Origin of the sequence: Streptomyces sp. NPDC026673, assembly GCF_040638135.1 — a bacterium.
Taxonomy (GTDB): Bacteria; Actinomycetota; Actinomycetes; order Streptomycetales; family Streptomycetaceae; genus Actinacidiphila.
Genome location: NZ_JBEZXR010000014.1, coordinates 93,724 through 107,540 on the forward strand (window position 1 = coordinate 93,724; position 13,817 = coordinate 107,540).

Consider the following 13,817-nt stretch of genomic DNA (forward strand, 5'->3'; position numbering starts at 1 on the left):
ATTGAACGGCCCCCATGGTAGCCGGCCGCGTGGCTGATGATGCCAATGTTCAGGCCACGGGAAGCATTCGGGGTCAGGAGCCGTTACATGCGGAGCGCCGCTGCGATCGCCTTGCCGACTGCTGTGGCCAGGGGCGGGGGCATGGCGTGACCGACCTGGCGATATCTGGAGGTCTTGCCTCCGAAGAAGCGCCAGTCCTCCGGGATCGCCTGGATGAGCGCGGCCTGGTCGACGGTGAGCTTCGGGTGCTCGTCGACGGGGAAGCCGATGTCCGGCGGGGTGTCGCCCAGGCTGTTGCCGTTCACACCGAGCGCGGCCCAGGCCTTCTTGCTGCCGGTGGGACCGAGGTCGGCCCCACCGCGCCGGTCGGAGCCTCCGACGAGGGCGGGGGCGATGCGGTTGGCGCCCTTTATCCAGCGTTCGGCACCGGTCCAGCCGTTGGCGGACATGGAAGGGCCGAGGACCTGGCCGACGGTCGGAGGCGCCGGCTCTTGCGGCTCGGGCCAGGAGAAGCTGGGGAAGTAGGGGTCCCGGAGAGCGACGAGGAAGCCGCTCCTGCGGTTCTGGGGTACGCCGAAGTCCGCCGCGTTCAGGATTTTCCAGGCCGAGCGCAAGCCCGCTTCCCGGAGCTCGGCCTCGATCCATGAGCGGTCGGCGGCGAAGCCTGGGCTCTCGACAAGGTCGGGGACATTCTCCAGCAGTACGGCCTTGGGCTTGATGTCTCGTGCCAGGGCTATCGCGGCTCTGAGGATCCTGCGCTCGTCCGCGTCCTCGGCCCGAGCGACTGTCGCCATGGAGTTCACACGTGGGAGCCCGGCGCTGAGAAGGTCGACGCGGATCGTCTCCGGACGCATGTCGGTCCGGAACTGCACGACGTCCATGCAGACGACATCCCATCCCGGCCGGTTGAGGTCGATGGTGAAGCAGGCATCGGCCTTGCTGTCGATGAGCAGTACCGGGTCGAAGCCGGCCCGCTCGAGTCCCAGGGCCTGCGCTCCTGCGCCAGCGCAAATCTCGAGCGATGTGAACCGCCGCGCGTCGAGCGGTGGTACGGCTGGAGCAACCCGGGGGTTGGGTGGCTCGGCCTCCTGTCGCGCGGATGTCGACGTCCCGCGGGGAGCAGCAGTGCGGGTCGCTCCGTGCCCGGACGTGCCGCCCTCGTCTGCGCCGGTTGCGGCGGTGAGACGTTGAGCGTCGACGGATTCCTGGGCGACCGCGCGCAGTTCGTCGTCCCTAGCGTCCTCCTCGATGCCGTCGAAGAGCACGAAGGGGGCGAGACGGAGCAGTCGTTTGAGGAAGTCACGGAGGGTCTCGCGTTCGTTGAGCCCGGTGAGGTCGAGGTCCTTCCAGACGCGGAGGATGGCCCGGACAAGGTGAGGGCTACCGCCGAGGGCGGCCCGGCGGGCGTAGATCTGGTCGAAGGCGGCTTCGCCGAGAATCTTGAGAGCACTGTAGGGCTCGGGATCGTCGGAGGACCGTACGAGTTGGGCACGCCACCACAGTCGGCCGAAGACGTGGCGGGTGAGGTCGGTACCGAGGACGCGGTCCTTGGGCGGCTGGGGATAGCGCCAGAAGGCGACGTCCGGGAGCAGGACGAGTGCGAGGAAGGCCCAGACGTCTCGGGAGGCGGCCTCGGCTGGCACCATACCCGTCTCGGCATGCAGGAAGGCGGCGACCCGGAGGTCGAACTCGGCATTGTGGGCGCGGTCGAAGTCCTCGGGGAATCCTGCACGCCCAGCAAGATCGACAACGCCGGCGCGCAGTTCCCGGAGCTGCCGGCCGGAGACCCGGTCCCCGCCTGTGGCCACGTAGACCGCCGATTCGTGCGACACGGCGATTCGACCGGCGAGCTCGGCCACGGACAGGTGTTGGTACTCCTCGAAGAGCGGTCTGGCCTGCTCGGCGAGCAGCCGAGGGTAGAGGAAGCTCATCAGGACACCTCGAAGATCTTGACCGCCGCCTGCAGATCGGAGGCGAACAAAGCGGGTGACTTGCGTTGCCGCAGGCGGATGTCGCCGATCGACTGCGCCGGGAACATGTGGTGGAAGAGGCTCAGCATGGTGGCGCCGAGCGAGCCGTCGGGGAAGTCGGCGTCCTCGGTGAAGTCGTCGTGGCCGAGGGCGTGTTCGATCATGATCCGGGCCGTGTCCGCATACACCGCGGAGAGCACGAGCCGGTCGATCGGACGAGGCTTGGCCGCGTTCTCGAATGCGGTGGCGGTGACCGGGTTCCGCTCATTGACGAGCAGCAGCAAGGACCCCATGGTGGCACTGTCCAGGCCGCCGCTGATCTGCAGGTGCCAGGCCGCGTGGTCGGGGAAGGACGTCCGGGCGAAGTCGATCACGGCCATGGGGAACTGGGGTGCGTCACCCTGGAGGCGCAACGACTCCCGGTCGCTCCACAGCACGGAGCCTGCCCGACGGGGTGAGGAGGGGCGGGCTTCGTGGCGACGCTCGGCCAGGACCAGAGCGGTGTCGAGGAGGAGGAGGCCGCCCAGGTCGGCTCCGCGCAGCAGGACGTCGATCTCCGTGCTGATCGTGCCGCCGCCGGTCAGGCGTGCATGGTTAGCCGGTCCGCCGAGGTTGGATCCGGTGGCCGTCCACACGACAGCGACGGCAAGTGCCGCATCCGCGGGGAGGCCGGACTGCGCGCGGGCACGATCAAGGTCGACTCTGACGATCCTGCGCAGATGCAAGTCCATGTGGTAGTCCCAGTCCGGCAAGGCATCGGGCATGGCCACTTCGCCATCCTCGGTGACGAGGAACCACGGCTCGGCGGCGACGACGTCCTCGCTCGGGGTGCGGTACGGAAGTACGCGCCGGGTCACTGGCTCCTCACCGCCTCGACCTTGATGTCGATCTCGGTCATCGTGTCCGGTGCCGGGCGTACGAGGGCGCGCCAGAGGGAGTCCCCACCCTCGATCTCGCACGGCTCGGTCGTTCGGAGGTCACCGGCTTCGTCCTCCCAGCCGACGAGAACGGGCATGCTCGCACCCTTGGGTGGGTCCGTCTCGCGGCCGTTGGCGCCGGGGAGTGTCACGGCGAGATCGATCCGGACCCGCTGGAGTCCGGGGACGGGGAGCCGGAATTCCTGGACGAGCACCGTGTCGTCCTCCCGATCCTCGTAGTACGGCTCTCCGACGTACTGGACACGCGGCCGTCTGCGTGCCGTGACGGCGGCACCGTTGGTCGGACCGTCGACGGACGCATGCTGGTCGGCGGTGGAATCACTGGACCTGACCGCTTCGGCACCGGCGGACCAATGGGTACCGTGTGCATCGTTCGGCGTGGGCCGGCCCGAGCTGGCGCCACGTGGGCTCTCCTGCTCCTCGTCAGAATCCTGCGGGCGAGCACGCACGGCAGTGCTGCCGGGCTTGGCGTAGGCGGTGGCCCCACCGATTCCCCAGGCTCCGCCCACGAGCCCGGAGAAGAGAGAGCTGGCCGCGCCGAGCGCTACGTGGCTGGCGCCGGGGCGGGCAACACCCCCCAGCGAGAGCAGTCCCTGCAGCGCCTCGTCGATACGCCGGAAGGTCGTGTGCACGAAGGTGCTCTCCGGCCTGTCGAGTGACTGCGGGTGCCAGGCGTCGTGCGTGGGCGGCTCAGCCTGGGCGTAGATCTCGTCCATGGTCTCGTCCCCGCGGAAGACTCCGGCGTAGCCCTGGCTGACGCTCGGCGGCTTCGGTCCGGGCCGGTACGTGACAACGAGCTCCGCAGGGCGCATGAGGCACACGTGATGAACGAGGTCCTCGATGTCGATCACCCGCGAGGCGCGGGTCGGTTCCAGGGGCGGCATGATCCGCTTGACCAGGCCGAGACGCCCGAGATGGCGCTTCGGCTTGAGGCAATGGAGGTCGCTGCCGGTCGGGCCGGTCATCGTCTCGTAGGCGGCGACGAACATGTCGAGCGGCCGGGTCTCCCTCGGATCCGGCACGTGGTGTTCGACGCCGTCACATGTGACGGTGAAGCGCATGGCGGGAGGCCTGCCGTCGGTGGAGATCATCTTGGGCCAGAGGTGCCAGGCGATGGTCTCGGTCAGGTAGTCGGCTGCTGCGACGGGCTCGAGTTCGTCCAGGTTCGGGTCGACGACGACGATCGTCGTCCCGGTCTCGTCGGGTTCGAAGGGCCTGAGTCCCAGACGTCGTGCTGTGATCTCCGCCAGTCGGCCGACCAAGGGTTCGACAACGGCGCCGGAGGTGTCACCCCACCAGTGGCGGCCGGTGTAGCGGCGATCGCCCTGTGGTTCAGCGGCAACGTAGCTCTTCCAGAGGGTGCAGCCGATGAGCCGCGTCTCGTGGCCGCCCTGCGGGGTACGGCAGCGGGAGTGCACGAGGATCGTTCCGGGCCTGGACGCGAGGTAGAAGATGCCCTTGCCGAAGCCGTAGGTGCCGCCGCCCAGCGCAGAGTCGCGCGGTTCTCCGATATTTCGGATGAAGGACACGAAGTCACGCTCGGGCCCGACGGCGTTGTCCGCGCGGGTGGGCCCTCCGAGTCCTCGGGTGCCGCGGTCCGATACGGCCAGAACCCGGACCGGGCCTCGTTTGAGGGTCTCACGCAGCGGAAACTGCTCCGGCCCCGCCGGTGCGCCCTCGAGGAGGAGTTCGCGCCATGCGGCGGCATGTGCGGGGCCGACCGTCCATATGTCCATGCGGTAGTCGACCGGGCCGGGTGATGGCGTGAGTCGTGCGTCCCAGCTGTTCTGGGCGGACTCGCGCACCAGGACGGTGAGCAGGTCGAGCTCGGGGCGTCCGAGCTGGTTGCGGATGCCCTCGGCCGCGCTCGCCCCTTCCGGCGGATAGGGCTGGGAGAACCAGCGGGGCTCCGTCACACGGACTCCTGGATCATGGTCTCGATCGTCCGGGAAACCTGGTCGGGCTGCAGTGGGGCGGGGAGCGCGCCGGACAGGTCGATGGTGTACTCGACGTCCAGTACCGACACCGGGACGCCTGCCGCGATGAGGGTCTGGGCGGTCAGTCCAGGGAAGTCGGCGTCGACGCCGTACCACCTCTCTTCGGCGATCGTGAACCGTACGTCCTGGTAGTGGTCGGTGTCGGCAAGGTGGTAGCCGGCCCGCGCAAGGAGGTCGAGCAGCGCGCTCTCGTCGTCGCAGAGTCGAAGTGCCTCGGCGACTGCTTCCGTGAAAGCGGTGCCGCCGCCGTCCGCGCCGGCGCGGTGCAGGCGGAACCAGACCAGGCAGAGCGTCCCGTGCTCCGGTGCCTCGAGTTGGTCCAGGCCGTGGATCCGTGGCCTTCGCCCTTCACTGTTTGTGGTCGTCTTCACCTCGAGGGCACTCGTTCCGGCGAGGAAATCGTGACGGTGGCCCTCGGGCCCGGACCACAGCCGGTGGGCGCTCGGGTCCTTACGGAGGAGCTGACTGAGTACCTTCAGCTCGCCGAACAGCCCGGCGAGTTCCTCGGGCCCCAGTGGCCCGCCCTGTGCACTGAACAGGGCCTTCCACCTGTCGAGCACACCGTGGAGCGCCTTGACGGGATTGTCGGGCGACTCCCCCGCTGCACCGAGTACATCGACGCACAGCTCCGTGAACAGGTCGTTGAGATCGTGCCGCAGGCAGGAGAGGTCGGCGTAGGTCTGGTAGGTCCTGGCGTCCTCCAGGGGCCGCTTGCGCAGGCGGAGCACCGGTCCGTCCAGGCCCTGGCGGACCTTGCGGTGTGCGGCTATCGGAAGGAGTACGTGACGATGCCCTTCGTGGTCGACGGCCAATGCCATCGGCCCGATCTCGACGTCGAGGGGCAGGTCGCAAACGCGCAGGCGTCGTTCCCCTGTGGCTGTCTCGGCCTCCAGCGCTCTCCACTGCTGCTCGACGAGACTGCGCAGTTCGTCGTCGTTCATGCCTCGGCGCCGTCGAGGAGGCTGTAGTCCTCGTCCTCGATCCGAACCCTGGACAGGTCGGCGGAGATGTAGCTCTCCACTGTGCTGTCCCCGTACGGGGGTTCCGGGAAGACCAGGCCCACACCGATGACGTGTTCTTCCGCATCCAGGGGTGCACGCAGCTTCTTCGCCGGGCTCGGCCGGGAGACCTTGTCGATCGGGTAGAGGACCAGCAGTCCGGTGTCGGGAAGCTGCTCACGACGCTCGTCCATGATGCCCTGCTCGGTCAGGTTGCCCACTTCCCCGGTCAGGTCCACGGCAGCGTCCCGACGGCTCATGAGGGTCTTGATGTCGGCGAAGTCCGGGGCGGGGTTGGGCATCTCGAGGCGGGCACGGTTGTTCCGCCCGACGCACACCCCGGGGGCGAAGGTGAAGTCGTCGCCCTTGGGGTTGCCCACGATCGCGACATTCCATCGGCGCAGCGATCCGGCTGTGGTGACTCGCTTCCGGATGTACTGGATGATCAGGTCTGCGTCGTTCTCCGGCGACTTCTCGTGGAACTTGTAGCTCGACAGGAAGTCGATCACGATGTCGTGCGGCACACCGCGGAATACGTATCTGCCGTCGGCCACCCGTTCCTCGGTCCTGACCGCGTTCGCGGCAGCGGAGGCGACCAGATTCCGTGCGGCGGTGATGTTGTTGCTCAGCCAGTCGGCGTTCGTGTGGAAGTAGTGGGTCTGAACTCGCTTGCCACCGTAGGAAGAGGCAGCCACGACCGCGTCGCGCATCTTGGCGGCAGCGGTCACACGCAGGGCCGGGTGCGTACGCAGGCGCACGGCGAAGGTCAGCGGGGTCTCGGACTCGGTCATGTAGATCTCGATGTCCCGGCGCATCTCGGTCTCGACCGTGGCCAGGTGCCGGAACCACTCGGCCAGCTCGTCCGTCATCCAGATCCGCGGCAGGTCGGCGTAACCGTTGCGGAAGCCGAACCAACGTCCCATCTGCAGCAGCGTGTCGTACGCCGATACGGAGCGGACGAAATAGCTGACGGACAGACCTTCGAGCGTCAGCCCTCGCGAAAGGGTGTTGCCGCCCACGGCGATGGCCACGACCGGACCGTTCTCGTAGTCGAGGCGGTCCTCACTGCTGGAGTTGTCCATGATGACGCGGCAACTGTCGAGCGTCCCGGGCAGCTCGGGCAGCAGCTCTTCGAATTGCACCTTGGTCTCGCCGAAGTCACCGGCCGGCACGCGCCCGGTCTCCTTGTCCCACAGATCACGCAACCGCGAGACGAAGTCGGCGTCCGCCGACGCCAAGGCCCGCGTGGACCGGTCGCGCAGATTCTCCAGGGGTCTCTTGAAGCTGTTGTGCACAGCGGTGTTGACGCTGGTATGGATCAACATCGTGTTGTGCGGGTTGCCTGTCCCGCGGACCCGTCGGGCAGCGGTGACCAGCCAGAAGTACTCGACCGCGCGACGCAGAGTGTCGGTGATGACAGGTTCGAAGCCTTCGATATCGGCTCTGGTTTCCGGGCGCACGGCGGGCACATCGGCCTCGGGTACCGACCGGATCATGTCGTGGCCGTCGTCGACCAGCTCCGGGTCCTCACCGTCGAGGGCATAGCGACCGAAGAGGACCTCGGTGCCAAAGTGCCCTGCAGGCTTGGGAAGATTGACGACGAAATCCTTGGGATACAGATCCTGCGCGCCCGGGTCGATCAACAGGTTCGCGAAGGGCGAAGCCGTGTATCCGACGTACGCGGACCTCGGCAAGTGGCTCATGATCTCGAGGATGAGCGGATTGATCGAATTCGTCGCCACGGTGGCCTGGTCGGCCTCGTCGTCGATGATCAGCGCGGGACAGTCCTGGAGGTAGTCCGATGCCTTCTCAAGCCAGCCGGCCAGCTTGCGCAGCACCGTCGCGTTCTTCTTCACCACGCACAGCACGTGCGTCCCGTTGCTCCGCCCGAAGTACGAGGCCGGGTTCTCGTGCGGCGTGAAGTCCTTGTCGAGTCCCGTGAGCTGGGACCATCGCGAGGGGTTGGGTTCCACCAGTTGCTGCACGAGTCGAGCCTGGGTCTGACGCCTGAGGCCGTTGTGAATTCCCGCCAGAACGATGAACAATTTGTAGCCTCGGTCGGCCGCCTTTGCCATGACCGAGGTGAAGTTGGTCGTCTTGCCCGACTGGACGTAGCCGACGACCAGGCCACGCGTGGAGAACGTTTTCTCCTTGGGGTGGTTAAGCAGCGAGACGACGCGGGTGGAGGAGTCGTCGAGGCTCCGGATCGCCGGTTCCTCGGGCCAGCCGTCCTTGCGCAGCAGGTCCACTATCGCGGGCCAGCACTTGTCCTTGGCCTGCGGACCCGTATACCAGGTGTCACGACCGTCTACAACGACGGCGTGCGGCTCCTCGAGCTCCCTGACCCGGATCATCTGCTGCTCGTGCCGCTCCCGGATCGATTGCACAATGTCCGGGCTGATGCCCAACTGCTCCAGCCGCTTGACCGCTTCCGAGGGCGGGAACGCGTCCAGGAGTGCCTTGAACGTGTCGTACATTCCGTCGAGATCATCGGTCATGGCAGTCGACCGTTCCCCGCTTCCACTCGTGCACACAGCCGGACCACGAAGACCAGCCCGCGTAGGAGCGCGGCTCACAAGCGGGCATGGCGGACAAAGCGCCCCAGGCACGCCACACCGTGCCTCCTCGCACAACTCCCACACATTAACCGCCGCGATCGGGGCGCAAGGGCGGAACCAGGTCACGATCTGTCTTCGCATGACGCTGGAGCATCCGGCCCGCACACCCCGGACGTCAGCGCTGTCCGGATCGCCCCGCTCGTACCTTCGTGGCGATCCGCTGGGCGACCTCCTCGGGAGCCTCGTGCTCCCAGAACCTCAGCACCATCCAGCCTGCTGAGATCAGGTGCTGTGTCGTCTCACGGTCACGGGCGATGTTGCGGTCCAGCTTGGCGCGCCACCACTCCGCGTTCGCTCTCGGCCTCGTCGCATGGTCGGGGCAGCCGTGCCAGAAACAGCCGTCGAGGAACACGGCTATCCTCTGCCTGCCGAACACGATGTCCACCGTCCGGCGGGGCATACCGGGCACGGGAACGTGCACGCGGTACCTCAGCCCGCTCCCATTCAACAGACGACGAACGGCCAGCTCCTGCGCGGTGTCGCGGGATGCCTGGCGACTCATGCGCGCGGCAACGGCGGCCGATGATGCGGTTGGCGACACATGGCCATTCTCCCGCATTCGTGGATCAGCGAACCACGACATCAATCGGCTCTCCGAGGCTGCCGAGACCTTCAGACGGATCGCTACTGTCCGCGCTTGCGATTCGACAGATGGTGACTGCCGTGATCCATGACCTGCCGGACGAGCCCCACCGTCAGCTCCGGGAGAGCAACGACATGCAGCAGTGGCATGTGGGACACTGCACGCGTGTCCCGCACCCCCGTAGAGCTGATCATCGACGCCGACGGGCGTGTCGTGCTCCCACTCGGACTTCTCGCCGAGGCTGGACTCGACCCCGGGAGCCGCATCCTCGCCTACAGTGAGGGCGACGGACGCTTGGTGCTCCGACGCGAGGAGGACGCGGTGCGCGATCTGTTGGAGCGAGGCACCCTGTAGGCCCTCACAGGCGATGACTGCTTGCTCCTGAAGAGCAGCAACTACTTCAGCACAGCTAATGCCCGTGTCGCAGCCAGCGCGGGGGCGGCACGTTCGCGTCACGCACTGTGAGTCACTACCGTTCCTGCTGCGGGGTATCGATCACGAGCGCATCCCGGCCAAGGTGACCGTGACGAGTCGGCGGACGGACGCCTCGGTCGGGAGGTCGGCGGCCGCGCCGACCAACGTGGTCGGGCGACACCGCGCGCGGGGTCTTCGGCGTCCATCTCATCTGGGGCACGCGAGACGCCTGGGGTGGCCGGGACGCAAGCCGCCTTGGGCTCCGGGCGGATGTGAACTCGAAGGCCCGTCGGGGGTAGGGCCACTTACGGCGGTGGGCCCCAGTTCAGGGGCCCACCGTCACAGCCGTCTCACGCTCTGGTCAGTAGCGCCTCCAGCGCCTCCGCTGTACCCGGGTAGCGGTCGAGCAGCGCCGCGCCCGCCGGACCGGATTCCGGCCTGGCCCAGGGGTCGTTGCAACCCAGGAGGTGGGCCAGGGCGTCGGTCGTGGTCGGGTGGGTGGTGAGGAGGGTGGCGGGGCGGGGGGACTGTCGGGTTGGGGGCAGGGCCGGGGACGCCGGCTGGACCGCGCGCCACGGGGGGATCCACTCGTCCAGGGCGGCGAGGCGGCCCGGGAAGATGCGGCCGGCCTCGCGGATGAGGAGGGGGGCCAGCTCCGTGCCGCCCTTGCGGAGGCTCATGATCAGGGTGGGGAGCCACGGCAGGAGGACCTGGTCGGGCAGGCGGGCGAATGCGTTGGAGACGGCCTCCACCACGAAGTCGGCCAGGCTCGGCACCGGTTCCAGGGCGTGGAGGAAGCCGCTCAAGTAGCGGGGGTAGGCGGGGACGACCAGGGGATTGGCGAGCAGGTCGTCGCACCGGGACCGGAGGTCCGTGCGGGTCATGGTGCCCAGGTGGACCTGGGCCGCCCACAGCAGCGCGGTCTTCGACGGGTCCTGCGGGTGGGACTGCGCGACCGCCAGTTCCAGCTGGGTCCGGTCGCAGCCCAGTGACAGGGCCAGGGTCTCCATGCTGAACAGGAAGCCCAGCATCGCCGCCACCTGGCGGACGGTGGCGTCCTCGTCGGTGAACGCCGTCGGCAGCAGCGTGCAGTAGTGGGCGTAGCCGGTCTTGACGAAGGACTCGATCCACGGCGGCAGCACCGGCTCGCTGGTGCGGTAGTAGGACAGGAGCCGGCGTACGCGGCGCAGCACCTCCGGCGCCCCGTCGACGCCGCGTTCGGACGACAGCACTTCCAGGGCCCGCGTGCCCAGCTCGTCGGCGAGGCGGCGGCTGCGCAAGTACAGCGTCGCGTCCTCGACGGTCTCCAGGACGGTCGCCGCGGTGGCCCGCGGGCCGTACGCCGTGCGGCGAAGGCGCTGCTCCAGCACCTGCTCGATACTGACGCCCTCGTAGCCCAGCTCGATCAGCGCCCGCTGGTGCGTGCCGAGGGCCAGGTCCCAGGACTCCTGGATCGGGCGCTCGCCGAGAGTGCGCTCACCCATGATCGGACGGGCGGTGCCCTGCGGCATCAGGCGGCGGAGCGTCCACAGGACGTCGGAGCAGGGGCCGAGTTCCGGTCGCCCGGCGATGTCGAGCAGGGCGCGCTGCACTCCGCGCTGCTGGAGTTTGAGGCCCAAGGGCGCGAGGCGGTCGTGGACATCGCGGGCCAGGGGCGGCAGCGCGTCGTAGCCGACCTGGCCGATCCGGTCGCCGCCCATCATGATCTCGACGAGGCGGCGCACGTCGCGCCGGCCGGGCACAGTGTCCTTCTCTATGCAGGTGACGGCCGCGTCCTGGAAGTCGTACGGCGTGGGCTTGGCCCGGTCGCGGATCCCGGCCAGCAGGATCGACGTCTCGAACACCGCGATGGCGTCGGCGGTGGAGGCGAGATAGCCGTTGCGGCGGGCGGCGCGCACGATCTCCACCGACCAGCCGAGCAGTTCGGCCTCGTCCAGGTGGTCGAGTACGGGTGGGCGCTGGAGGAAGCCGGTCAGCTGGTCGGCGGCCGGTGCCTGGGGTACGGGTGGCGGGGTCTTGGGGGATGTCGTCGACTTCGTGCCCGCCTGGCCCGTCAGGCGGTAGGGCCTCACGCGAGTGCGCTTGAGGTTCTTCGTCCACTGCGTCGCGGCGATCGACACCGAGCCGGCGGCCAGGCCGAACTGCGCCTCGATCGCCGCGTGGCTGGACGGGATCAGGCCGTGCAGCCACTTGGTGGCGCTGCGCGGAGTGATCTCGAAGGTGTCGGCGCCGTCCACGCCGAACTCCGCGACGCGGCTGGCCGCGTGAAACGCGCCGCAGACATAGAGGCAGTCCGCCGGATCGGTGCCGGTGGCGGCCAGGTGCTCGCGCATCCGGGTCCACATGTGGCGCTCCCGGTCCTCGTCCACGCCCACCCGGTGCGGGTCGCCGGGCGCGAGGCGCCGGAAGAGGCTGCCGATGAGGAACATGACCTGGCGGTACGTGTCGTGGTCGCTGTCGCCGAGGGGCAGCTCGACGTACTGGTGCCACCACTCCGACCAGTGCCGCACCCGGCCGTGGCGCAGCAGATGCTCCTCCAGTTCGGCGAAGCGCGGTCGCAGGTCGCCGATCTCCACGCCGACCGCGTCGCCGTGCAGCGCGGCTTCCTCCTCGGCGGGCGGCGCCTCCGGATCGTCCGGTGCGGCGGGCTGCTCGGCCTGTGCGTCCCACTGGAAGACGTGGTCGGAGGAGCGGTCGACCAGGACGAGTTCCACGCCCGGGGTGTCCAGGGCGTAGGCGATGGCCTGGTACTCCGCCGAAGCCTCGGTGATCGGGGCGACGACCGACAGCGGGGCCCACTCGGCGGGGAAACCGTCGACCTCGGTGGCGAACGCCTGGACCGCCACCGGCAGCCTGCAGTTGCGCAGTTCGGTCAGCATCGGCGCCATGTCCTCGCACAGCTCCAGGTAGACGACCTTGGGCTGCTTCTCCCGCAGGCGGCGTGCCATCGCGACCGCCGAGGCGGGCGAGTGGTGGCAGACCGGGAAGATCTCCAGCGGCTCGCGCACCGCGCGGTCGACGTCGTCGACCATGCCCAGGAGGATGCCCTCCAGGGCGTCGGGCCCGTCCGCGAACGTCGTGGCGGCTTCGCGCAGCTGGCCGCGCAGCGCTTCGAAGGTGCCCTCGTGGGTGCCGCTCATGACAGCTTGGCGATCGCGTCGCGGCCGCCCTCCAGGAACTCCGGCCAGGCGCCGCCCTCGTCCTTGCTGCGCGGCTCGACGACGCCGTGCAGGTATTTGTTGAGGATGGCCAGGTCCTCGGGCTCGCGCCGGGCCAGTGAGCCGACGAGGGAGGAGGCGAGGGCGCGGGCGGTCAGGGCGCGCTCGCCGAAGAAGTTGCTGTGCAGGATGGAGTCCTCGAGTACGCCGATCTGCTCGGCGGTGGACAGCGCGGACTCCAGTTTCTCGTCGTCGCTGCCGGCCGCGGCTGCGGAGGCGCGCAGGTCGGCGAAGCTCTGCAGCAGCACGTCGAGCAGGGTGGGCGGCACGTCGAGCTCTATCTGGTGGCGGCGCAGCAGTTCCTCGGTGCGGAAGCGGACGATCTCCGCCTCGCTCTTCTTGTTCGTCACGACCGGGATGCGGACGAAGTTGAAGCGGCGCTTGAGCGCGGAGGACAGGTCGTTGACCCCGCGGTCGCGGCTGTTGGCGGTGGCGATGATCGAGAAGCCGGGCTTGGCGAAGACGATGTTGTCGCTGTCGCCGTCCAGTTCGGGGACGGAGATGTACTTCTCGGAGAGGATGGAGATCAGCGCGTCCTGGACGTCGCTGGTGGAGCGGGTGAGCTCCTCGAAGCGGCCGATGGCGCCGGTCTCCATCGCGGTCATGATGGGCGAGGGGATCATCGAGTCCCGTGACTGGCCCTTGGCGATGACCATGGACACGTTCCAGGAGTACTTGATGTGGTCCTCGGTGGTGCCGGCCGTGCCCTGGACGACGAGGGTGGAGTTGCGGGAGATCGCGGCGGAGAGCAGCTCGGCGAGCCAGCTCTTGCCGGTGCCGGGGTCGCCGATGAGCAGCAGGCCGCGGTCGGAGGCGAGGGTGACGATGGAGCGCTCGACGAAGCTGCGGTCGCCGAACCACTTCTGTGCGATCTCGCGGTCGAGGCCGTCGGAGGGTTCGGAGCCGAGGATGAACAGGCGGACCATCTTGGGCGACAGGCGCCAGGAGAAGGGCTTGGGGTTGTCGTCGACGGACTCCAGCCAGTCGAGTTCCTCGGCGTACTTGGTCTCGGCGGGGGCGCGCAACAGGTCGGACATGAGGGGCCTTTCGGGCGTTGTGGGGTTCGCGGGTCGTCTCGGGG

9 protein-coding genes are annotated in these 13,817 nt (G+C 68.5%); 1 reads left to right on the forward strand and 8 read right to left on the reverse strand.

Annotated features, from left to right (window positions below; all coding sequences use genetic code 11):
- Nucleotides 1–83: 83 nt before the first annotated feature.
- From AB0F62_RS13380 to AB0F62_RS13405, 6 genes are all read right to left on the reverse strand, one after another.
- A complete protein-coding gene (locus AB0F62_RS13380) occupies nucleotides 84–1,931 on the reverse strand; it encodes a DUF6339 family protein (RefSeq protein ID WP_361796593.1) in 1,848 nt (615 codons plus the stop codon).
- Nucleotides 1,931–2,827, reverse strand: coding sequence for a hypothetical protein (locus tag AB0F62_RS13385; protein ID WP_361796596.1), 897 nt, complete (start codon nucleotides 2,825–2,827; stop codon nucleotides 1,931–1,933). Before AB0F62_RS13385 ends, AB0F62_RS13380 begins: the two co-directional genes overlap by 1 nt.
- A complete protein-coding gene (locus tag AB0F62_RS13390; RefSeq protein ID WP_361796599.1) occupies nucleotides 2,824–4,824 on the reverse strand; it encodes a hypothetical protein in 2,001 nt (666 codons plus the stop codon). Before AB0F62_RS13390 ends, AB0F62_RS13385 begins: the two co-directional genes overlap by 4 nt.
- On the reverse strand, nucleotides 4,821–5,846 hold the full coding sequence (locus tag AB0F62_RS13395) for a PD-(D/E)XK motif protein (protein WP_361796603.1): 1,026 nt from the start codon (nucleotides 5,844–5,846) through the stop codon (nucleotides 4,821–4,823). The genes AB0F62_RS13390 and AB0F62_RS13395 overlap by 4 nt, the downstream gene beginning before the upstream one ends.
- Nucleotides 5,843–8,401 carry a Z1 domain-containing protein gene (locus AB0F62_RS13400; protein ID WP_361796606.1) on the reverse strand — a complete coding sequence of 853 codons (2,559 nt, stop codon included), beginning with the start codon at nucleotides 8,399–8,401 and terminating at the stop codon, nucleotides 5,843–5,845. The genes AB0F62_RS13395 and AB0F62_RS13400 overlap by 4 nt, the downstream gene beginning before the upstream one ends.
- 235 nt (nucleotides 8,402–8,636) lie before the next feature.
- Nucleotides 8,637–9,023: a very short patch repair endonuclease gene (locus tag AB0F62_RS13405; RefSeq protein ID WP_361796609.1), complete on the reverse strand. Its 387-nt coding sequence runs from the start codon at nucleotides 9,021–9,023 to the stop codon at nucleotides 8,637–8,639.
- Nucleotides 9,024–9,269: 246 nt separating this feature from the next.
- Here AB0F62_RS13405 and AB0F62_RS13410 point away from each other — a divergent pair, with 246 nt between their 5' ends.
- Nucleotides 9,270–9,458, forward strand: coding sequence for a hypothetical protein (locus AB0F62_RS13410; protein ID WP_361796612.1), 189 nt, complete (start codon nucleotides 9,270–9,272; stop codon nucleotides 9,456–9,458).
- Nucleotides 9,459–9,868: 410 nt separating this feature from the next.
- Here the strand turns inward: AB0F62_RS13410 and AB0F62_RS13415 are convergent, their stop codons facing one another.
- Together AB0F62_RS13415 and AB0F62_RS13420 are read right to left on the reverse strand one after the other, a co-directional pair.
- Complete coding sequence (locus AB0F62_RS13415) at nucleotides 9,869–12,658, reverse strand: hypothetical protein (protein ID WP_361796615.1); 2,790 nt, start codon at nucleotides 12,656–12,658, stop codon at nucleotides 9,869–9,871.
- Nucleotides 12,655–13,773, reverse strand: coding sequence for an AAA family ATPase (locus tag AB0F62_RS13420; protein ID WP_361796618.1), 1,119 nt, complete (start codon nucleotides 13,771–13,773; stop codon nucleotides 12,655–12,657). The genes AB0F62_RS13415 and AB0F62_RS13420 overlap by 4 nt, the downstream gene beginning before the upstream one ends.
- Nucleotides 13,774–13,817: the final 44 nt, after the last annotated feature.

Excerpts from the sequence above, each read along its gene's own strand:
- AB0F62_RS13395 (WP_361796603.1), bottom strand. The coding sequence starts at position 5,846 with ATGAACGACGACGAACTGCGCAGTCTCGTCGAGCAGCAGTGGAGAGCG.
- AB0F62_RS13400 (WP_361796606.1), bottom strand. The coding sequence starts at position 8,401 with ATGACCGATGATCTCGACGGAATGTACGACACGTTCAAGGCACTCCTG.
- AB0F62_RS13415 (WP_361796615.1), bottom strand. The coding sequence starts at position 12,658 with ATGAGCGGCACCCACGAGGGCACCTTCGAAGCGCTGCGCGGCCAGCTG.
- AB0F62_RS13380 (WP_361796593.1), bottom strand. The coding sequence starts at position 1,931 with ATGAGCTTCCTCTACCCTCGGCTGCTCGCCGAGCAGGCCAGACCGCTC.
- AB0F62_RS13405 (WP_361796609.1), bottom strand. The coding sequence starts at position 9,023 with ATGAGTCGCCAGGCATCCCGCGACACCGCGCAGGAGCTGGCCGTTCGT.
- AB0F62_RS13420 (WP_361796618.1), bottom strand. The coding sequence starts at position 13,773 with ATGTCCGACCTGTTGCGCGCCCCCGCCGAGACCAAGTACGCCGAGGAA.